Source organism: Methylobacterium sp. Ger2507, from assembly GCF_055231875.1.
This window is the reverse complement of sequence record NZ_JBUYVC010000001.1, coordinates 2,854,950-2,874,807: the sequence shown is the minus strand read 5'-3', so window position 1 is coordinate 2,874,807 and position 19,858 is coordinate 2,854,950. Positions and strand designations below refer to the sequence as shown.

At 69.0% G+C, this 19,858-nt stretch carries 17 protein-coding genes and 1 tRNA gene; 13 read left to right on the top strand and 5 right to left on the bottom strand.

Going from position 1 to position 19,858, the window contains the following annotated elements; all coding sequences use genetic code 11:
- Positions 1–63 precede the first annotated feature (63 nt).
- Together ACV7NL_RS13305 and ACV7NL_RS13300 are read left to right on the top strand one after the other, a co-directional pair.
- Complete coding sequence (locus ACV7NL_RS13305; RefSeq protein WP_463355925.1) at positions 64–2,457, top strand: xanthine dehydrogenase family protein molybdopterin-binding subunit; 2,394 nt, start codon at positions 64–66, stop codon at positions 2,455–2,457.
- Between the two features lie 169 nt (positions 2,458–2,626).
- Positions 2,627–3,157 (top strand): phosphate-starvation-inducible PsiE family protein, encoded by a 531-nt coding sequence (locus ACV7NL_RS13300; protein ID WP_056182859.1) that lies wholly within the window; start codon positions 2,627–2,629, stop codon positions 3,155–3,157.
- A gap of 79 nt (positions 3,158–3,236) precedes the next feature.
- Here the strand turns inward: ACV7NL_RS13300 and ldtR are convergent, their stop codons facing one another.
- Complete coding sequence (gene ldtR, locus ACV7NL_RS13295) at positions 3,237–3,749, bottom strand: transcriptional regulator LdtR (protein ID WP_056182990.1); 513 nt, start codon at positions 3,747–3,749, stop codon at positions 3,237–3,239.
- Between the two features lie 165 nt (positions 3,750–3,914).
- The gene (locus ACV7NL_RS13290; RefSeq protein ID WP_056182856.1) at positions 3,915–4,382 is read right to left on the bottom strand and encodes a DUF6163 family protein; all 468 of its coding nucleotides are present in this window, start codon (positions 4,380–4,382) and stop codon (positions 3,915–3,917) included.
- Between the two features lie 349 nt (positions 4,383–4,731).
- Here ACV7NL_RS13290 and ACV7NL_RS13285 point away from each other — a divergent pair, with 349 nt between their 5' ends.
- The 5 genes from ACV7NL_RS13285 to ACV7NL_RS13265 all read left to right on the top strand — a co-directional run bounded on the left by ACV7NL_RS13285 (position 4,732) and on the right by ACV7NL_RS13265 (position 8,210).
- The gene (locus ACV7NL_RS13285; protein WP_463355924.1) at positions 4,732–5,070 is read left to right on the top strand and encodes a hypothetical protein; all 339 of its coding nucleotides are present in this window, start codon (positions 4,732–4,734) and stop codon (positions 5,068–5,070) included.
- A 187-nt stretch (positions 5,071–5,257) separates the two neighbouring features.
- Entirely contained in the window at positions 5,258–6,316 is a 1,059-nt protein-coding gene (hemB, locus tag ACV7NL_RS13280; protein WP_056182851.1) for a porphobilinogen synthase, read from the top strand.
- A 10-nt stretch (positions 6,317–6,326) separates the two neighbouring features.
- Positions 6,327–6,728: a hypothetical protein gene (locus ACV7NL_RS13275; protein WP_244476802.1), complete on the top strand. Its 402-nt coding sequence runs from the start codon at positions 6,327–6,329 to the stop codon at positions 6,726–6,728.
- 92 nt (positions 6,729–6,820) lie between these two features.
- Positions 6,821–7,309, top strand: coding sequence for an RDD family protein (locus ACV7NL_RS13270; RefSeq protein WP_056182987.1), 489 nt, complete (start codon positions 6,821–6,823; stop codon positions 7,307–7,309).
- A gap of 154 nt (positions 7,310–7,463) precedes the next feature.
- Complete coding sequence (locus tag ACV7NL_RS13265; protein WP_463355923.1) at positions 7,464–8,210, top strand: arginyltransferase; 747 nt, start codon at positions 7,464–7,466, stop codon at positions 8,208–8,210.
- A gap of 19 nt (positions 8,211–8,229) precedes the next feature.
- On the opposite strand, the gene ACV7NL_RS13260 is transcribed toward ACV7NL_RS13265, so the two are convergent.
- Positions 8,230–10,371: a TonB-dependent receptor gene (locus ACV7NL_RS13260; RefSeq protein WP_463355922.1), complete on the bottom strand. Its 2,142-nt coding sequence runs from the start codon at positions 10,369–10,371 to the stop codon at positions 8,230–8,232.
- A gap of 570 nt (positions 10,372–10,941) precedes the next feature.
- Between ACV7NL_RS13260 and purB the strand changes: the two genes are divergently transcribed.
- The 5 genes from purB to ACV7NL_RS13235 all read left to right on the top strand — a co-directional run bounded on the left by purB (position 10,942) and on the right by ACV7NL_RS13235 (position 17,026).
- Entirely contained in the window at positions 10,942–12,249 is a 1,308-nt protein-coding gene (gene purB, locus ACV7NL_RS13255) for an adenylosuccinate lyase (protein ID WP_463355921.1), read from the top strand.
- A 67-nt stretch (positions 12,250–12,316) separates the two neighbouring features.
- Positions 12,317–13,177 carry a D-amino-acid transaminase gene (locus ACV7NL_RS13250; RefSeq protein ID WP_056182832.1) on the top strand — a complete coding sequence of 287 codons (861 nt, stop codon included), beginning with the start codon at positions 12,317–12,319 and terminating at the stop codon, positions 13,175–13,177.
- 304 nt (positions 13,178–13,481) lie between these two features.
- Positions 13,482–13,847 carry a hypothetical protein gene (locus ACV7NL_RS13245; protein WP_056182829.1) on the top strand — a complete coding sequence of 122 codons (366 nt, stop codon included), beginning with the start codon at positions 13,482–13,484 and terminating at the stop codon, positions 13,845–13,847.
- Between the two features lie 182 nt (positions 13,848–14,029).
- On the top strand, positions 14,030–15,322 hold the full coding sequence (locus ACV7NL_RS13240) for an adenylosuccinate synthase (RefSeq protein WP_056182826.1): 1,293 nt from the start codon (positions 14,030–14,032) through the stop codon (positions 15,320–15,322).
- Positions 15,323–15,466: 144 nt separating this feature from the next.
- Complete coding sequence (locus ACV7NL_RS13235; protein ID WP_463355920.1) at positions 15,467–17,026, top strand: histidine kinase; 1,560 nt, start codon at positions 15,467–15,469, stop codon at positions 17,024–17,026.
- A gap of 205 nt (positions 17,027–17,231) precedes the next feature.
- On the opposite strand, the gene rpoH is transcribed toward ACV7NL_RS13235, so the two are convergent.
- Both rpoH and ACV7NL_RS13225 read right to left on the bottom strand, forming a co-directional pair.
- Positions 17,232–18,122 (bottom strand): RNA polymerase sigma factor RpoH, encoded by an 891-nt coding sequence (gene rpoH / locus ACV7NL_RS13230; RefSeq protein ID WP_056182819.1) that lies wholly within the window; start codon positions 18,120–18,122, stop codon positions 17,232–17,234.
- Between the two features lie 248 nt (positions 18,123–18,370).
- Positions 18,371–19,357 (bottom strand): RluA family pseudouridine synthase, encoded by a 987-nt coding sequence (locus ACV7NL_RS13225; protein WP_463357124.1) that lies wholly within the window; start codon positions 19,355–19,357, stop codon positions 18,371–18,373.
- A gap of 312 nt (positions 19,358–19,669) precedes the next feature.
- On the opposite strand from ACV7NL_RS13225, the gene ACV7NL_RS13220 reads away from it, so the two are divergent.
- Positions 19,670–19,744 (top strand) — tRNA-Glu (locus ACV7NL_RS13220).
- Positions 19,745–19,858: the final 114 nt, after the last annotated feature.

Sequence of the window (19,858 nt, the reverse complement as noted above, 5' to 3'; positions counted from 1 at the left end):
TTTCTGTCCGGGCGACATCTGCCGGAGCGACTTCGGTCCGGGCGACTTCGGTCTGAGCGATCGATGTCTGAGCGACTCGGGGTCGCGCCCTGGACCGCGGCGGTGCCCCCGCCGGTTCTCCTCGCGGCAGGCGAGGAAAACCCGATGGGAAGCGAGAACCCGATGGGAAGCGAGAACCCGATGGGGAGACCGACCGACGCGCGCGACCGTCCCTCCCCGCTCGGCCGGCCCCATCCGCGCGTCGAGGGCGCCGCCAAGGTCACCGGGGTCGCGCTCTACGCCTCCGACACGCGGCTGCCGCGCCTCGCCCACGCGGCCCTGGTCACCAGCACCATCCCGCGCGGGCGGATCACCGGCTTCGATCTGGCCGCCGCCGAGGCGGTCCCGGGCTGCCTGCGCATCTTCACCCACCGGGATTTCGCCGGCGCGATCCGCTCGGTGAAGCACCTGATGGCGGGCGGCCATGCCAATAGCGGGCATCGGCCGCTGGACTCGGATGCCGTCGCGTATGCGGGCCAGATCGTCGCCCTGGTGGTGGCGGACACCGTCGAGGCCGCCCGCGAGGCGGCCGACCGCGCGGTCGTGCATTATCGACGCGACGATTTCGCCGACGGCTTCGATGCACCGGGCTCCGAGACGGTGCGGCTCGCGGATCTCAAGCCGAAGCACCACGACCCGCGCCGCGGCGACGCCGACTCGGCCCTGGTTGCGGCCGAGGTCACGGTCGCCGCGCGCTACGAGACGCCGATCCAGCACCACAACCCGATCGAGCTGTTCACCACCACCTGCGCCTGGGACGGCCCGCGCCTCACCGTCTACGAACCCTCGCGCTACATCGGCGCGGTCCGGCACGGGCTCGCCGCCCAGCTCGGCCTCGACCCCGCCGACATCCGCGTGGTGGCGGGACTGATCGGCGGGCATTTCGGCGCGAAGTTCGCCCTGGCCCAATACACCGCGCCGGTCGCTCTCGCGGCCCGCGCCCTGGGCCGGCCGGTCTCCCTGGTGCCCAGCCGGCGCGATTGCTTCACCATCGCCAATTACCGGCCCGAGACCCGGCACGACATCCGCCTCGGCGCCACCCGTGACGGGCGCTTCACCGCCCTGGTGCACGAGGCCGAGGTGATCGCCTCGCGCTTCGACCCCTTCGCCATGGAGGGCACCGACGTCACCGCGAGCCTCTATGCCTGCCCCAATGTCCGCACCGACGAGCGCGCCGCCCGGGTCGACCGCAACACGCCGGGGCCGATGCGGGCGCCCCCGGAGGTGCCCTACCTGTTCGCCCTGGAGAGCGCCGTCGACGAGATGGCGCATGCGCTCAAGCTCGATCCCATCGCGCTGCGCCGGCGCAACGACACGCTGACCGATCCGATCTCCGGCAAGCCGTTCTCCTCACGCCCCCTGATGGCCTGCTTCGAAGCCGGCGCCGAAGCCTTCGGCTGGGCCGAGCGCGACCCGGAACCCGGACGGATGCGGGACGGCCCCTGGCGCATCGGCCTCGGCTGCGCCGCCTCGGTGCGCCCGGTGAAGATCGCCCCCGCGACGATGCGGATCGGCCTCGGACCCGACGGACGCGCCACCGTGGCCAGCGCCCACCATGAGATCGGCAACGGCATCACCACTCTCCTGGCGCTCGGCGCCGCCGAATGGCTCGGCCTCCTGCCCGAGGCCGTGACGGTCCGCCTCGGCGACACCGACCTGCCGGCCGCCGGCCTGTCGGGCGGCTCGTCCACCACCACGAGCCTGCTCCACACCCTGGCGCAGGGCTGCGAATCGCTGCGGGTCCGCCTCGCCGAAGCCGCCGTGGCCGGGCCGCTGGCCGGAGCCGATCCCGCCAGCCTTCGCCTCGAGTCCGGCCGCCTCGCGGCGCCGGACGGGCGCGCCTGCCCGTTGGACATGCTCGTCGCCGGCCTCGACCCGGGCGGGATCGAGACCGTTGCGGCCTTCACCCCCGAGGGCTCCGGTCCCGAAGCCCTGGAGGCGATCGAATCGGGTCGGATGGCGCTGGGCACCGGTGCGGGCAGCCAAGCCGTATCCTGGGCCTTCGGGGCACAGTTCGCGCGGGTGCAGGTTCATGCCGAGACAGGCGAGATCCGGGTGGCGCGCCTCCTCGGCGCCTTCGCGGCCGGGCGCGTGCTCAACCCCCTCACTGCCCGGAGCCAGCTCACCGGCGGCATGATCTGGGGGCTCGGCTCGGCGCTGCTGGAGGAGACCATCCTCGACCGGGGCCATTACCGCAACGCCGACCTCGCCGAGTACCTCGTCGCCACCGCCGCCGATGCGCCCGAGATCGAGGCGCTGTTCGTGCCCGACCCCGACGACACCGTGAATCCCCTCGGACTCAAGGGGCTCGGCGAACTCGGCATCATCGGCGTCAACGCGGCCATCGCCAACGCGGTGTTCCATGCCACTGGCCGGCGCATCCGCGCCCTGCCGATCCGGGTGGAGGATATGCTGTGACCGGGACGCGCGACGTGGGCGCCGGCCGGCCCCCGGCCTGCCCCACGCCTTCGTGACCGGAGCGACCGGATTCATGGCCCGTGGCGGGCCGATTCTCACCGGGGAGCACCCTGGACGCCCGGACGCCGATCCTGTCTGATCGGGACAATCACGCGGGGGAGAGCGCGCCATGTCCGACGAGCGGGACGATCAGGGCCGGCTGACGCGCGCGGCGAGCTTCATCTTCCTCCACACCGAGCACGCGATCTACGCGGCGCTCGGCGCGCTCCTCGCCCTCACCGCCCTCGTCGCCCTGATCGATGCCGCCCAGCTGACCTGGAGCGCGCTGCGCAGCCTCGGCGGTGCCGATCAGATCCTGGAGGTGGTGGACCGTCTGCTGTTCCTGCTGATGCTCATCGAGATCCTGCACACGGTGCGGGTGTCGATGCGCTCGGGCAAGCTGACCTGCGAGCCGTTCCTGATCGTCGGGCTGATCGCGTCGATCCGGCGGGTGCTGGTGATCACCCTGCAATCGTCGGAGATCACCCACGCCAAGGACTGGTCACCCGAGAAGCAGGCCTTGTTCCAGGCCTCGATGATCGAGCTCGGCGTCCTCGCCGGACTGATCCTCACCATGGTGCTGGCGATCTTCATGCTCCACCGCGCCCGCGACGACGGCAAGCCCGCCGGCGAGGAGACCCACGAACAGGCCGGCGCCTGAAGTTTGTCGGGGATCCGTGGAAACCGGTCATCCCGACAACAGGAAGGAAAGACTGGAGAGTGCCGGCCGGAGGCGTGGCCTAGAGGCGGTAGCGGATCTGGTCGGTCCAGAAGCGCTCCAGGCGGGTGAGCGCGGTGTTGAGGCGGCCGAAATCGTCGTCCGAGATGCCGCCGATCGGCTGGATGGTGCGGGCGTGCTTGTCGTACAGGGTCTGGATGATGTCGTGGACCTGGCGGCCCTTGTCGGTGAGGCTGATGCGGACCGAGCGGCGGTCGGTCTTCGAGCGGGCATGGTGCAGGTAGCCGGCCTCGACCAGCTTCTTGACGTTGTAGGAGACGTTCGAGCCGAGATAGTAGCCCTTGGTGCGCAGCTCGCTCGCGGTCAGCTCCTTGTCGCCGATGTTGTAGAGGAGCAGGGCCTGGACGCTGTTGACGTCCTCGCGCTCGCGGCGCTCGAACTCGTCCTTGATCACGTCGAGGAGGCGGCGATGCAGGCGCTCGACGAGGTGCAGGGCCTCCAGATACGAGCCGTGTGCCGGGGCGGTCTCGGGAGCGGTGTTGGTCTTGCTAACCTTCGCAGCCTGGGACTTCATCATGGGCCTCATCAGGTATCGATGCTTCAGGGCCGGTGTTCTTTGCCACCGCTCATGAAGCCAACCTAGAGCGCCGCAGGTGAAAGACGGTTTAAGCGATAGGATGAATTTGCGATTTACCTCTCTGGGTAAATACAAGATGAAACCAATCCCGTAACCGGTCGTTTACCGGATTTCTCGCGCCGCCAGGAAGGAAAAGATAAAATACACCGCAATAATTCCCGCTTGTATTGCCAAGTATGGTGTCGCGACCGGCAGCAGTTGCGGAGTCAGGACTGCGAGCGTCAACCCACTGGTGGCGGCCAGCAGCCAGACCACGCCGCCCCAGGCGCTGGTGAGCCAGAGGCCGACCGCCGCCATCGGGTCGAGCACCGCGAAATAGACGATCACGCTCTGGCGCCCGATCGACTCCGATTCGAAGGGCCTGAAACCCGGAATGACGTCGAGGATGCTGGCCCAGGTGACCACGGCCTTCGTCAGCCAGCACAGGGCGACGGCGCGCATGAACCAGATCAGCACCACGTCCCAGCCGGTGCGGGGAAATTGCGAGGACCGCTCGATCCGGTCGCCGCCGCCCTCGACGTTGCGGCCGCGGATTTCGCGGGGGCCGGGAATCTTGGTCAAGCCGCGCACGCGAAGCCTCGTCTCATCGGTCGTCTCATCGCTCGAACGCTCCGTTGCGGGTTGGCTCAGGGCCGTTTCGCCTCGCCCGGGTCGGTCCGGGCCGGGCCGCCTGCCCCGGACTGTCCGGTGCCTCGGTCGCCATCGTCCCCCTCACGGGAGGGCCTGTTTAGACGAGGTTTTGGCGCGCGACGTCAATTGCTGCTCCTGGGCGCGGGCGACGTGACGAAGGCGGCAGGACATGCGAACCGCCGACCCCTGCGGCGGGACGGTGGATGGGACCGGTTCCGGTCGGAAATCTCTCACCCATGAGCGATATGCTCACGCCTGACGTTGCCGGTCCTCTCGCGCGAGTCTTGCGATGAAATACAGTTCGCTCACGCTCTGCACCCTGATCGCAAACGATTCCATCCGTCTCCTGGTCATCTGCCTTGTCGTCGCTTGCGGGATGATGGTGACCCATGGTCCCGAGGCGAACGAATTTGTTTTGCGCTGGGATGTCGCGAAATTCGTCTCCGGGGGGATCGGCGGGATGCTTGCGTCCTTCGTGCTCGGGATTTTTCGGGTTCGCGGGATTTTTCGGGTTCGGCAGTGGTCCCGATCCCGCGTCGCGTTGTTGCAGCGAATGGCCGAGACTCCCCCCGAAACCTGGCGCAAGCAATATCGCGACTGGAGCCGCAAGCTGGACCTGCAGGATTAGGGCCGGGCGCTGCGCCCCTTTGGCAGGCTCGGCGGGGTTCGGGCCACGCTTGTGCACGATGCGGTCCTCCATGGGCTTGCCCCCGCATCCCTGCGTCGGCAATGCGGGTTTCGAAGGCTTTTGGGGATGTGATAGGCCCGTGGCCCTCCGCCCGGGCCGTGGCCCGGCCCCATCGAGTTCGAGCACGATGACCCACGCACCAGCGACCCCGCGTCCCCTGGCGGTCGAGACGGCACAGGAATCCGCCCGCGCGCCGGGCCTCGGCATCACCCAGCGCCCGCGCCGCAACCGCAAGGCCGAGTGGTCGCGCCGCCTCGTGCGCGAGCATACGCTGACGGTGGACGATCTGATCTGGCCGCTCTTCGTCATCGAGGGGACCGGCCGGCGCGAGCCCATCGCCTCGATGCCGGGGGTCGAGCGCCTCAGCGTCGACGAGGTGGTGCGCGACGCCGAGCGGGCGGCCCGCCTCGGCATTCCCGCGATCTCGTTCTTTCCCTACACCGAGCCCGGCCTGCGCGATCCCACCGGCTCGGAATCGCTCAATCGCGACAACCTCGTCTGCCGGGCGGTGCGGGCGGTGAAGGCGGCGGTGCCGGAACTCGGCCTGATGACCGACGTCGCCCTCGATCCCTATACCAGCCACGGCCATGACGGCCTCCTCGAGGATGGCGCCATCCTCAACGACGAGACCGTCGCCCTGCTGGTGGAGCAGAGCCTGATCCAGGCGGAGGCCGGCACCGACATCATCGCGCCCTCCGACATGATGGATGGGCGCGTCGGCGCCATCCGGGCCGGGCTCGACCGGGCCGGATTTCGCGATGTCCAGATCATGGCCTACGCGGCCAAGTACGCCAGCGCCTTCTACGGTCCGTTCCGGGATGCGATCGGCACCCAGGCGGCGCTGGTCGGCGACAAGCGCACCTATCAGATGGACCCGGGCAATTCTGACGAGGCCATCCGGGAGGTCGCCCTCGACCTCGCCGAAGGCGCCGATTCGGTGATGGTGAAGCCCGGCCTGCCCTATCTCGATATCATCCGCCGGGTGAAGGACGAATTCGCCGTGCCGACCTTCGCCTACCAGGTGTCGGGTGAGTACGCGATGATCGAGGCCGCCGCCCGCAACGGCTGGCTCGACGGCGACCGCGCCATGGTCGAGAGCCTGCTGGCCTTCAAGCGCGCCGGCGCCGACGGCGTCCTCACCTACTACGCGTTGCGGGTCGCCGAGCGGCTGCGCGCCGGCGCGTGAGGACATGCACGTGAGGCCATGCGTTCTCGCGCTGGGGCTTGCGCTGCTCGTGAGCCTCGGTGCCTGCGAGAGTTCGGTCGATCGCCAGCGCGCTCAGATCTGCCGGCGCGTCGTGCCCGCTTTGGCGCCCCCCGAGACCGAGGTGAAACTGCTCCGCATCGGCACGGGCGCGACTCTGGACGACGTGCGGGTCGACTACGCGGTGGCGGGCCGGCCCGGTCAGGCGGCGCGCCAGCGCTGGGTCACCTGCAGCTTCGGGTCCGGAGCCGAACTGCTCGGCCTCGCCACGGAGACCGGCCCGGTCAACGGTGCCCGCCTCTTTCTCCTGCGCCACTACTACCTCGACACCCCGGAGGCGGCCGTCGCCGATCCGGGGGTGCGGACCTCGCCGGCCGGCCGCGCGGCGCCCTGAAAACGCCGATCTTGAGAGTTGCGCAGGCCACGCCCATCTCTCGCCTGAGATGTCCGCCGCCTCCGCTCGGGGGCGACACCCAGGAGCGCCCCATGCGCGAGACGCAAAGCCCCTACGCCGATCGCGTTCAGACCGGCTACGCCCCCCAATTCCCGATCCCCTATGTCCGGGGCAGCCTCGGCGCGCGCTTCGTCGCCTACCTCCTCGACATCCTGTTCATCTTCGGCTTCACCGCCCTCCTGACCCTGGCGATCACGGTGATCGGCGTGCTCACCTTCGGCCTCGGCTGGACCCTGTTCGCCGTCCTGCCGGCGAGCGGCATCCTCTACAGCGCGATCACGGTGGGGGGCGCGGCCCAGAGCACCTGGGGCATGCGCATGATGGGACTGCGCGTCGTGGCTCCCGAGAGCGGCACCCGGGTGGACTACCTCACGGCGGCGATCCACGCCCTGCTGTTCTACGTGGCGGTGGCCTCGGCCTTCCTGCTGTGGATGCTGGATGTTGGTATCGGCCTCGTGCGGGCCGACCGGCGCCTCGGGCACGACCTGCTTCTCGGGCTCGCCGTGGTGCGGGCCGGCTGAGCCCCTCCGGGACAGCGTCGGATCGCGAGATCCGACGGGTTTCATACGAAATCGTCGCGGACGCCTCAGGGGGGTGTTGAGCCCGCCCGCGTTGCGGATACACTCAAGTCTTGGGGGCCGCGGCGCCCCCTCGCGCGGCGAGCGACAGACAAGCGTGACGAGCCATTCCCGGGACACCCCGCAATTCTACCTGACGGCGCCCTCGCCGTGCCCGTACCTGCCGGGTCAGGAGGAGCGCAAGGTCTTCACCCATCTCGTCGGCCGCCGGGCCCGGGACCTCAACGAGATCCTGACGCAGGGGGGCTTCCGCCGCTCGCAGACCATCGCCTACCGGCCGGCCTGCGAATCCTGTCGCGCGTGCATCTCGGTGCGGGTGGTGGTGGCCGATTTCCAGCCCTCGGGCAGCCAGCGCCGCATCCTCCAGCGCAACGCCGACCTCGTCGGCACGCCGGAGCCCAATCGGCCGGCCTCCGAGCAGTACGCGCTGTTCCGGCGCTATCTCGATGCCCGCCACGGCGACGGCGGCATGGTCGACATGACCGTGCTCGACTACGCCATGATGATCGAGGACAGCCACGTCGACACCCATCTGGTGACGTATCGCCGGCGCGGACCCGACACCGCGATCAACGGGCGCGGCGCGGGCCCGACCGTGGCCCTGTGCCTGACCGACGTTCTCGCCGACGGCCTGTCGATGGTCTACTCGTTCTACGATCCGGCCGAGGCGAACCGCTCGCTCGGCACCTACATGATCCTCGATCACATCCGCCGCGCGGCCGATCTCGGCCTGCCCTATCTCTACCTCGGCTACTGGGTCGAGGGCTCCCGCAAGATGGACTACAAGGCCCGCTTCACCCCGCAGGAGCGGCTGATGGGGCCGGGCTGGCAGCGGGTGGAGTAGTCCACCCGCCGCGTGACCGTCAGAACCGCGCGACGATCTGCGCCCGGATGGTGCGCGGCGCGCCCGGCGTGAGGTTCTGGTTGTTGTCGGCCGTGTAGATGTAGCGCCGGTCGAACAGGTTCTCGATGTTCACCTGCGCGCGGACCGATTCGGTGATGTTGTAGAACAGTCCGAGATCGAAGCGGGTGTAGCTCGGCAGCCGCACGGAATCGTCGGAGGTGGCGAAGGTGTGGGTCTGGTGGATCACCCCGATGCCGATGCCGAGTTCGCGGGTGATGTCGAACTTGTTCCACAGCGAGATGCTGTTGAACGGCACCAGCCCGACGGTGTTGCCCTTCACGATGGTCGTCGAGACGTTGCTGTCGATGCGGGCATCGGTGAAGGCATAGCCGCCGGCGATCTGCCACCAATCGGTGACGTAGCCGTTGGCGCCGATCTCGGCCCCCTGGGTGTTGGTCCTGCCCGAGAGGATGAAGAAGCCCGCGTTGTTCGGGTCGTTGAGTCGCTGGTTGGTGCGGTCGAGGTTGTAGAGCGCGCCGGTGACCTGGAAGGTCGGGGTGACGTCATATTTCACGCCTACCTCGAGGTTCTGGAAGCCCTCCGGCCTGGCGATGACGAGACCCGGCGTGAACGCGCCGATCTGGTCGCCCGAGGACGGCAGGTAGGACACGCTGTAGCTGCCGTAGAAGGCGAGGTTCTCCAGCGGCTTGATCACCAGGCCGGCGCGCGGCGAGACGAGGTTGTCGACCCGCTCGTTGGTCAGGCCGGTGGCGCGGCCCTGCGAGGAGAAATCGAAGTAGTCGTAGCGCAGGCCGCCGACGATCTGGACGTACTCGTTGAGGTCGATCTGGTCCTGGGCATAGGCCGCGGCCAGACCGAGATCGTAGCGGACATTGGCGTCCGTGGTGCCGTTGTTGCGGAACGTCACCGGTGCCCGGGTGATCGGCGCGAGTGGGTTCACCACCACGCTGGTCACGAGGCTGTTGCCGGTGTTGAAGAACGCGGTCTGCCGGAAGGCGAGACCCTCCTGGTAGCCGAGCTCGAAGCCGGCCAGCAGGGTGTGCTCCACCGTGCCGGTGAGGAACTTGTAGGTGAAGTCGTTCTGGCTGAAGTAGTTGGTCCGGTCGGTCTCGTTGCGGTAGCCGGTGATCGGCACCTGCGTGCCCGCGGCGTTGACCGGCGCCCCCGGCAGGGTGTTGGCGTAGAAGCGGTTGTAATCGGCAAAGCGCAGCTGGTTGCGCATCTGCACGCCGGACTCGAAGGTGTGGTCGAGGGTCGCCGTGGCGATGTTGGCATCGACCCGGGTGGTGTTGACGTCCGGGTTGCCGAAGAACGTGCGGGTGTTGTTCCGGTAATTGTACGGCCGGCCGTTCTGCGAGGGGATGCCGCGATCCGGGAAGCGGTCGTCGTGGAAGAACTCGTACGAGAGCTTCAGGGTGGTGGCCGGGCCGAGCAGGAAGGTCATCGTCGGATTGATGCCGTAGCGCTGCAGGTCGCCGAACTGCCGATAGGTCTGGCTATCCTCGAACATGCCGTTGAGGCGGAAGAAGACGCTGTCGCTGATGCGGTCACCCACATCGAGCGCCACTCGCTTCTGGTTGAACTGGCCGCCGCCGGCCACGATCTCGCGCACCCGCAGGCCGTCGGCTTCCTTCAGGACGCGGTTGATCACGCCGCCGCCGCCGCCGCGCCCGAAGATCAGCGAATCCGGTCCTTTCAGCACCTCGATGCGCTCGATGTTGTAGAGATCGCGGAAGTACTGGACGTCGTCGCGCACGCCATTGACGAAGAAGTCCGCGTTGGTCTTCTGCCCGCGGATGATCACCTCATCGCGGTTGTTCTCGCCCTGGGCCGGGATCACGCCCGGCACGTAGCGCAGCTGCTCGGTGAGGTTCTGGACGTTCTGGTCCCGGATCTGCTGGCGGCTCACGACGGTGATCGATTGCGGCGTGTCGAGGAGCGGCGTGTCGGTTTTCGTCGCACTCCGGGTGGCACGGGTGACGTAGCCGACGGTGTTGCCCTGCAGGCCCTCGATGCTGAGCTGGTCCAGGGTGACGGCCGTTCCGTCGCGCGGCACGATCGGCTGAGCCTGGGCGGTGGCCGTGAGGGCCGTTCCGCACAGGAGGGATGCGGCCAGTCGTAATCCTGCTGTCGTGCTCATGCTTCAGTCGCCTGACGGTATTTAATCTATTCTTGATTGGGCGCCTGCTAATCAGTCGCGAGGCGTCTTTGTCCCTTGGCGGAGGCGTGTGCAGCGAGCAAGAGACCCAGGCCGTCATTCGGGGCCTGATGTTTTACAAGTGTTCTAAGAACCCCTGGAAACAGAGCAGCAACATGTTCTTCGCATTCAGCAAATAAACAGCGGACATCAATCCTAGATCGATTCCAGAGACGGCTGTTCCAGAGTGACGTGTCACTTTTCCACCACAGCACGGCGGGGGGGGGCGACGGGTTGGACGCCCGCCACGACTCGCCCGGATCGGGCGCAACGGCCTGGTCCTGTGCCCGTCCCGCCGTGCCTGGGCTTGTGATTCCCCAGGTCATCGTCTCGGCACCGTATTTTCCGGGCCGCAGAACTCGAATTCGCCGCGCTTCGTGCGGGATGGCGTCGGCGCCGGCCGGGGGCGTGCGTTGAGCGCGGTCGCCGCCCATGCTAGGCGCGCCTGATCCCGTTGCCCTTCCCTACGGCCCGTCACACGGCCGGTTCCGACGCGTTGACCGAGGCGCCCGCATGATCCCCCGCTACAGCCGCCCCGAGATGACCGCGATCTGGTCGCCCGAATCGCGTTTCCGGATCTGGTTCGAGATCGAGGCCCACGCCACCACGGCGCTGGCCGAACTCGGCGTGGTTCCGAAGGAGGCCGCCGACACCATCTGGGAGAAGGGCCGCGACGCGGTCTTCGACGTGGCCCGCATCGACGCCATCGAGGCGGTGACCAAGCACGACGTCATCGCGTTCCTGACGCATCTGGCCGAGATCGTCGGACCCGAGGCGCGCTTTGTCCACCAGGGCATGACCTCGTCGGACGTGCTCGACACCTGCCTCAACGTGCAGCTCGTGCGCGCTGCCGACCTGCTGATCAAGGACGTCGATGCCCTGCTCGCCGCCCTGAAGCGCCGGGCTTTCGAGCACCGGATGACACCGACCATCGGCCGCTCGCACGGTATCCACGCCGAGCCGGTCACCTTCGGTCTCAAGCTGGCCCAGGCCTACGCCGAGTTCGAGCGCAACCGCGCCCGCCTCGTCGCCGCGCGGGAGGAAATCGCCACCTGCGCCATCTCGGGCGCCGTCGGCACCTTCGCCAACATCGACCCGCGCGTGGAGGAATACGTCGCCAAGGCCATGGGCCTGACGCCGGAGCCGGTCTCGACCCAGGTCATTCCGCGCGACCGCCACGCCATGTTCTTCGCCATCCTGGGCGTCGTCGCCTCCTCGGTGGAGCGTCTGTCGATCGAGGTCCGCCATCTCCAGCGCACCGAGGTTCTGGAAGCGGAGGAGTTCTTCTCGGAGGGGCAGAAGGGCTCCTCGGCGATGCCGCACAAGCGCAACCCGGTGCTCACCGAAAACCTCACGGGTCTGGCCCGCATGGTGCGCAGCTACGCCCTGCCCGCCATGGAGAACGTCGCCCTCTGGCACGAGCGCGACATCTCGCACTCCTCGGTGGAGCGCATGATCGGCCCGGACGCCACCGTGACCCTCGATTTCGCGCTGGCGCGCCTCACCGGCGTCATCGACAAGCTGCTGATCTACCCCGAGACGATGCAGCGCAACCTCGACAAGCTCGGCGGCCTCGTCCACTCGCAGCGGGTGCTGCTGGCCCTGACCCAGGCCGGGGTCTCGCGCGAGGATGCCTACCGCCTGGTGCAGCGCAACGCGATGCCGGTCTGGCGCGGCGAGGGCGACTTTCTCACGCTCCTCAAGGCCGATGCCGACGTCACCGCGGCGCTGGCTCCGCAGCAGATCGAGGAATGCTTCGATCTCGGCTATCACTTCAAGCACGTGGACACGATCTTTTCGCGGGTGTTCGGGGCCGCCTGATCCCCGCCCGCGCACGGTTCGTGCGTCCCAACGAAGACCCGTAGTCCCGGTCAGAAGAGGTCAGCCCATGTCCCAAGCCCGCATCGTCTACCTCAACGGCGCCTTCCTGCCCTTCGCCGAGGCGCGCGTGCCGATCATGGACCGGGGCTTCCTCTTCGCCGATGGAATCTACGAGGTCTCGGCGGTGCTCGACGGGCGCCTCGTCGACAACGAGGCGCATCTGGCCCGCCTCGACCGCTCGTTGGGTGAGATCGACATCGCCAACCCGCACACGATGGCCGAATGGATCGGCCTGCAGACCGATCTCGTCGCCCGCAACGGCCTCGCCGAGGGGCTGGTCTACATGCAGGTGACGCGCGGCGTGTACGAGCGCGACTTCGCCTATCCGCCGGCCGGCACCGCGCCCACCGTGATGATGTTCACGCAGGCCAAGACCGTAGCGGCCAACCCCCTGGCCGAGACCGGCGCCAAGATCATCACGGTGCCGGACCTGCGCTGGAAGCGCCGCGACATCAAGTCGGTGGCCCTGCTGGCCCAGGTGCTGGCCAAGCAGCAGGCCGCCGCCGCCGGGGTCTCCGAGGCCTGGATGGTCGAGGACGACGCCGTCACCGAGGGCTCGTCCTCGACGGCCTTCATCGTCACCAAGGGCGGCGCCCTGGTCACCCGCCCGCTTTCCACCGCACTCCTGCCCGGCATCACCCGCAAGGCGGTGCTGCGGCTCGCCGAGGAGGCCGGCCTCGCCCTGGAAGAACGCCTGTTCAGCGTCTCCGAGGCCCTGTCGGCGGCCGAAGCCTTCTATACCAGCGCCTCGGCCTTCGTGATGCCGGTGGTCTCGATCGACGGCCATGCGGTCGGCGCGGGCCGCCCCGGCCCGCACACCCGGCGCCTGCGCGAACTCTATCTCGCCATGGCGCGCGAGAGCGCCTGACCGTCCCCTTCGAGGCGTGGGCGGGGCCCTCCCCCCAATGCGAGGGAGGGTGGTCGCGGAGCGACCGGGAGAGGGGGCGACCTCTCCGGATCCGGTGCTTCCCCGCACCCAACCCGCTTCGCGGGCCACCCTCTCCCGCAGCGGCGAGAGGGACGCGGATGATCGTTCGAACCTTTGCATCGGCTCCGAGAGGCATTCGCCTCCGCACAGGATCATCCTCCCATCACAGGACCGATACGGCAGGAACGCTTCCGTACCCGGCTCTGTTCTCCCTCGAACCTCGCATCCGAGACAGGGAGATTCTATGCGCTCGATCCTTACCCTCGCGGTCGGCTTCGGCCTGATCGCCGGCGCTGCCTTCGCCCAGTCCCCCGACGCGCCCCTGAAGGGCCGCGACACCGACCCGGCCCTGCCGCCGCCGAACCAGACCATCCCGGACAAGATCCGGCCATCCGATGATTCCTCGGGGCAGAACGCGCCCGGCACCAACGGGTCGGGGGACAAGGGCACCCTCAGCGATCGCCTCGAGAAGAGCGACGGCGTGATCAAGCCGCCCGGCAACGCGGCCCCCGGCATGGTGGTGACGCCGCCCGATCCGAATCCCGGCGGCATGCCGGTGATCAAGCCCGGAGACCTGCCGGGCCGCCAGCCCGGCACCGAGGCGCGCTGAGCGGTCATACCCGTCCGTCCCAGTCGCCTATCCGAGCCGCCTATCAAGCCCGCCTATCCAAGCAGGAACGGGCGGCTTGCTTGATTTCCGCCCACGGATCGCGGAAAGACCCGAGGACAGCGAAAACGGTCCGCCCGACAGGTCGGGCCGCTTTCGCGCGGGCACGCACAGGTCTTGAGTGAATGGCAAACGTCGTCGTCGTAGGCGCCCAGTGGGGTGACGAAGGCAAGGGCAAGATCGTCGACTGGCTCTCCGAGCAGGCCGACGTGGTGGTCCGCTTCCAGGGCGGTCACAATGCCGGCCACACCCTCGTGGTCGACGGTGTGACCTACAAGCTGGCGCTGCTGCCTTCCGGCGTGGTCCGCGGCGGCAAGCTCTCGGTGATCGGCAACGGCGTCGTGGTCGATCCCTGGCACCTCGTGGACGAGATCGCCCGGCTCCAGGCCCAGGGCGTCGAGATCTCGCCCCGCACCCTGCGCATCGCCGACAACGCCACCCTGATCCTGCCGCTGCACCGCGAGCTCGACCATTTCCGCGAGACCTCCAACGCGGGTCTCAAGATCGGCACCACGAAGCGCGGCATCGGCCCCGCCTACGAGGACAAGGTCGGCCGCCGGGCCATCCGGGTGGTCGATCTCGCCGACGAGCACACCCTCGAGGCCAAGATCGAGCGGGTGCTGACCCACCACAACGCCCTGCGCCGGGGCCTCGGCATCGCCGAGGTCGATGCGGGCGCGCTGCTCTCCGAGCTGAAGGCGATCGCGCCGACGATCCTGCCCTACGCCGACACGGTGTGGAAGCTCCTCGACGACGAGCGCCGTGCCGGCAAGCGCATCCTGTTCGAGGGCGCCCAGGGCGCCCTCCTGGATGTCGACCACGGCACCTATCCGTTCGTGACCTCGTCGAACATCGTCGCCGCCCAGGCCGCGACGGGCTCCGGCATGGGTCCCTCGGCCATCGGCTACGTGCTGGGCATCGCCAAGGCCTACACCACCCGCGTCGGCGAAGGCCCCTTCCCCACCGAGCTGTTCGACGAGATCGGCGAGACCATCGGCGCCAAGGGCCGCGAGTTCGGCGTCAACACCGGACGCAAGCGGCGCTGCGGCTGGTTCGATGCGGTGCTGGTGCGCCAGACCGTGCGGACCTCCGGCATCGACGGCATCGCCCTGACCAAGCTCGACATCCTCGACGGGTTCGAGACCATCAAGGTCTGCACCGGCTACCGCCTCGACGGGCAGGTGGTCGACCATCTCCCCGCCAACCAGGCGGCCCAGGCCAAGGTCGAGCCGATCTACGAGACCATCGAGGGCTGGTCGGGCACCACGGCCGGCGCCCGCTCCTGGGCCGACCTGCCAGCCCAGGCGATCAAGTACGTGCGCCGGATCGAGGAGCTGATCGGCGCGCCGGTGGCGCTGCTCTCGACCTCGCCGGAGCGCAACGACACCATCCTCATGCACAACCCCTTCGAGGATTGAGGCGGTTTCCGCTTGATGCACGGGCGATCGCGTGGGGATGATGCGGTCTCGATGGCCGTTCGGCCGCGCGGCGTCCCTCCGATCGGGGGAGAGCCGGACGACGCGGCCGGCCGGCCGCCGGCGAGAAGGCGGATCTGAGGCACGATGGCCGACTATTATCCACTGCTCGCACGGGCGCTCGACGCCATGCCCGACCGCTCCCTGGCCCTGCGCCAGGCGGTCTACGAGCGGGCGCGCGGGGCCCTGATCGGGCAGCTCCGCTCCCTCGATCCACCCCTGTCCGAGGACGACATCGACCTCGAGCGCAACGCCCTCGAGGCGGCGATCCTGCGGCTGGAGCGCGACCATGGCGGCGTCGCGTCGGCACCGCCCGAGCCGGAACCGCCGGCCCCGGAACCGGAGCCCTTCCTGCCGAGCCCGGCCAACGATGCGAGCGATCTCCCGGAAGCGTCGTTGCCGGAAGCGTCCCTGCCGGAGCCACGTCCTCCCCAGGCAAGGCCTACTCAGGTAGGATCTTCCGAGCCGGCGGCGACCCTGCCGCCCGCTCCGCCGCCGAATCTCGGCGTGCCCCTGAGCCCGCCAACCGCGCGCGCACCGGAACCATCCCCCGAGGTCGCGCCGAGTTCCCCGCCGGAGCCGTTCCTGCCCGCGCCGCCGCCCGGCGCGGGATCGGCCGCGCCGGACGTGGTGCCGCCTCCCGTCCGCATCCAGCCGCGCAAGTCCAAGACGCCGCCCTTCCTGGGGCCTGACGCCGACGCCGAGGGGGGCGAGCCGACGCCCGGTTCCGAGGAGGCCTCCGCCGACACCCTGGTGGTCGACGGGAACGGCCAGCGCCAGCGTCCCCGCATCGCGGTGGTCGGTCCGCGCACCGGCCGCTCCCGCCTCCTGCGCAACGTGCTGGTGGGGAGCATCCTGATCGCGGTGATCGGTCTCATCGCGGTCGCCGCCTTCCTCCTGCGCGACAAGCCGGCCGACCTCCAGCCGATCGCCACCGAGCAGCAGGACGGGGCCCAGGACGGCGCGGATTCCAAGTTCGCCGACCGCGTCGGCGGCGATGCGGCGCCGGCCGAGCGCGCCGCGCCGGCCCGTCGCCCGGCGAGCGTTCCCACGGCACCGACGCCCGCCGCCCCGTCGCAGGCCCAGCCGGACCTCGCGGTGACCCAGCGGGCGGTGCTCTACGAGGAGAATGTCGGCGGCGGCGCCAATGCGGCGCCCAGCGCAACCCAGGGCCGGGTGGTCTGGCGCCTCGACACCGTGCCGGGCGAGCAGGGTCAGCCGTTGGAGACCGTCGTGAGGGCCACGGCCGAGTTTCCGGATGCGGGCCTCACCCTGGCGATGACCCTGCGGCGCAACCTCGACGCGACCCTGCCGGCCTCCCACACCATCGAACTCGCCTTCACGCCGAGCGGCCCGGCCGGCGCGCGCCACAACGTGCAGGATATCGGCCTGCTCCAGGGCAAGGACGAGGAGGGTGCGCGCGGCTCCCCGGTCTCCGGTCTGCCGGTCCGGGTCCGCGAAAACCTGTTCCTGATCGGGCTCTCGTCGCTGCCCAACGACATCGAGCGCAACACCGACATCCTGCTGCACAAGAACTGGTTCGACATCACCCTCAAGTTCGCCTCCGGTCCGCGCGGGATCGTGGCTTTCGAGAAGGGGACCGCCGGGACCCAGGTGCTGCAGAACGCCTTCGACCAGTGGCGCTAGAGTTTGTCAGGGATTAAGGGGAGACCGGTTATCCCGACACGACAAACGCGAACAACAGACTCTCGGATCAGACCGGCGCGGCGCCTGACGCGGCGCTTCGTCTCCTCGCCACGACGCCTCCTCGCCATCGACCCACCGAAATGAGAAAGGCCCCCGGCATCGCTGCCGGGGGCCTGTCGAAATCCATGCGACGGCGGGGACCGCCTCAGGCGTGCAACTCGGCCCGGGGAGCTTCGCGGGTCGCCAGGTTGCGCTTGACCGCTTCCTGAATCTTCTCGAAGGCCCGGACCTCGATCTGGCGGACGCGCTCGCGCGAGACGCCGAACTCGCCGGACAGGTCCTCCAGGGTGATCGGATCGTCGGCGAGGCGACGGGCCTCGAAGATCCGGCGCTCCCGCGGGTTGAGCACCGAGAGCGCGTCGCGCAGGGCCGAGAGGCGGTTCTGCCCCTCCTCCTCGCGCGCCAGCACGGTCTCCTGGCTGGGGCTGTTATCCACCAGCCAGTCCTGCCACTCGCCCTCGCCCTCCTCGCGCAGGGGCGCGTTGAGGGAGGTGTCGCCCGACAGGCGCCGGTTCATGTCGATCACCTCCTGCTCGGGCACACCGAGCTTGACGGCGATCTGGGCGACCTGATCCGGCTTGAGGTCACCCTCGTCGAGCGCCGAGATGCGACCCTTGGCCTTGCGCAGGTTGAAGAACAGCTTCTTCTGGTTGGCGGTGGTGCCCATCTTCACGAGCGACCACGAGCGCAGGATGTATTCCTGGATCGCCGCCTTGATCCACCACATGGCGTAGGTGGCCAGACGGAAGCCCTTGTCGGGCTCGAAGCGCTTGACCGCCTGCATCAGGCCGACATTGCCCTCGGACACGACTTCGCCGATCGGCAACCCGTAGCCGCGATAGCCCATGGCGATCTTGGCCACGAGGCGGAGATGGGACGTCACCAGACGATGCGCGGCGTTCCGGTCGCCCTTCTCGCGCCAGTTCTTGGCGAGCGTGAACTCCTCGTTCGGCTCGAGCATCGGGAACTTGCGGATCTCGTCGAGGTAGCGGGAGAGGCCACCCTCGGTGGCGAGCACTGGCAATGCGCCGGCCATGATCTTACCTCCTTGAAAGGACCCCCAGCGGGGCGGTCCGGGCGAACCGCCGCTCCCTTGAGCCGACCGTCCGATTCCCTAGTCTAGCGGGAAACCGGGGGATTCGGGAAGGCGACGCGCAGGGCGAGTTCGTCTTCAACGCGCGGGACCTCGGTTGGGTCTGTGATGACACGAATGGCCGCAGCCCGCCGTGTCCTGGCGCACGCCCGCACCGGCTTGACTGTGGCCATGCCGCTACGGGCCGAAGCTCAGCGTTTTGCGCTCAATTGCGCGATCAGGTCGGTCATGTCGGGCGGCAGCGGGCTCTCGAAATGCAGGGTCTCGCCGGTGCGCGGATGGGCGAATCCCAGCACGCTGGCATGCAGGGCCTGCCGGCCCAGAGTGTCGAGGGCCAGGCGCGCCTCCGGCGTGAGCCGGCTCGCCTTGGTCTTGAAGGCACCCCCATAGACCGTATCGCCCAGGAGCGGATGGCCCCGGTGGCTCAGATGCACGCGGATCTGATGGGTGCGCCCCGTCTCCAGCATGCAGCGCACCACCGCCACCGGGGCCTCGGTGCCCAGAACCGTCTCCACCCGGTAATGCGTGATGGCGTGGCGACCGCCATCCCCGCGCACCACCGCGATCTTCTCGCGGTTGCGGACGCTGCGGGCGAGATTCGCCTCGATGGTCCCGACGCGCGGCTCGGGCACGCCCCAGGCCAGGGCCAGATAGGCCCGCTCGAGCGGGCCGGTGCGGCCGTGATCGGCGAACTGCGCAGTCAGCCCCGCATGGGCGAGGTCGTTCTTGGCCACCACCAGCAGGCCGCTGGTGTCCTTGTCGAGGCGATGGACGATGCCCGGCCGGCGTACGCCGCCGATGCCCGACAGGCTATCGCCGCAATGGGCGATGAGCCCGTTCACCAGGGTCCCGGATTCATGGCCGGGCGCCGGGTGGACGACGAGGCCCGCCGGCTTGTCGATGACGATGAGGTCGTCGTCCTCGTACACGATGACGAGGTCGAGAGATTCGGCGCGCGGCTCCGGCGCCACCGCCTCGGGGATGGTCACGGCGAGTTCGGTGCCGGGGCCGACCTTGACGGACGGGTCCAGGCTGACGGCGCCGTTGCGGCGGACCTGCCCGGCCTTGACGAGATCCTGCAGGCGCGAGCGCGAGACGTCGGGGAAGATCCGCGCCAGGGCGCGGTCGAGGCGCTCGGTCGCGGCCTCCTCCCCGATCGTCGCGCGGCGTTCCGCGATCGTCGCGCGGCGCTCGCCGGTTACGTCCTGATCGAGGGAGTCCTGATCGAGGGCGTCGTGATCCAGATCCTCGGCTTCGAGATCCAGCAAGTCCTGTCCCGAAACCGGGTCCTGTCCCGGCCCGAGGTGTTCCTGTCCCGACACGAGGTGTTCCTTTCCCGACAAGCGGCGTTTCCGAGGTTCAAAATGTCGCTTGGGCGACGCGGAGGCGATTTCGGCCCTTGTGGCGTCGCGCGACCCTCGCTATACGATCGCCCATCGGCCGGGAAGCACGGATCGCAGCAGCGATGACCGCGCCCCTCCCTCCGATCCGCGCCCATCGTCTAGCGGTTAGGACAGGTCCCTCTCACGGATCAGACCGGGGTTCGATTCCCCGTGGGCGCGCCAACAACTTTCCCCTGACGGTTCTCTTGTCGTCCGCGCCGCGATGAGGCTCGACCTGCGCCGGCACGCGGCGAAGCAGACGTCCGGCCACTAGGACAAGCTGTCCGGCTGACGGAC

What these genes read in the sequence shown, in the direction of transcription:
- ACV7NL_RS13305 (WP_463355925.1), top strand. Translation starts at nt 64, where the DNA reads ATGTCTGAGCGACTCGGGGTCGCGCCCTGGACCGCGGCGGTGCCCCCG.
- ACV7NL_RS13300 (WP_056182859.1), top strand. Translation starts at nt 2,627, where the DNA reads ATGTCCGACGAGCGGGACGATCAGGGCCGGCTGACGCGCGCGGCGAGC.
- ldtR (WP_056182990.1), bottom strand. Translation starts at nt 3,749, where the DNA reads ATGAAGTCCCAGGCTGCGAAGGTTAGCAAGACCAACACCGCTCCCGAG.
- ACV7NL_RS13285 (WP_463355924.1), top strand. Translation starts at nt 4,732, where the DNA reads ATGAAATACAGTTCGCTCACGCTCTGCACCCTGATCGCAAACGATTCC.
- hemB (WP_056182851.1), top strand. Translation starts at nt 5,258, where the DNA reads ATGACCCACGCACCAGCGACCCCGCGTCCCCTGGCGGTCGAGACGGCA.
- ACV7NL_RS13270 (WP_056182987.1), top strand. Translation starts at nt 6,821, where the DNA reads ATGCGCGAGACGCAAAGCCCCTACGCCGATCGCGTTCAGACCGGCTAC.
- ACV7NL_RS13260 (WP_463355922.1), bottom strand. Translation starts at nt 10,371, where the DNA reads ATGAGCACGACAGCAGGATTACGACTGGCCGCATCCCTCCTGTGCGGA.
- purB (WP_463355921.1), top strand. Translation starts at nt 10,942, where the DNA reads ATGATCCCCCGCTACAGCCGCCCCGAGATGACCGCGATCTGGTCGCCC.
- ACV7NL_RS13250 (WP_056182832.1), top strand. Translation starts at nt 12,317, where the DNA reads ATGTCCCAAGCCCGCATCGTCTACCTCAACGGCGCCTTCCTGCCCTTC.
- ACV7NL_RS13245 (WP_056182829.1), top strand. Translation starts at nt 13,482, where the DNA reads ATGCGCTCGATCCTTACCCTCGCGGTCGGCTTCGGCCTGATCGCCGGC.
- ACV7NL_RS13240 (WP_056182826.1), top strand. Translation starts at nt 14,030, where the DNA reads ATGGCAAACGTCGTCGTCGTAGGCGCCCAGTGGGGTGACGAAGGCAAG.
- ACV7NL_RS13235 (WP_463355920.1), top strand. Translation starts at nt 15,467, where the DNA reads ATGGCCGACTATTATCCACTGCTCGCACGGGCGCTCGACGCCATGCCC.
- rpoH (WP_056182819.1), bottom strand. Translation starts at nt 18,122, where the DNA reads ATGGCCGGCGCATTGCCAGTGCTCGCCACCGAGGGTGGCCTCTCCCGC.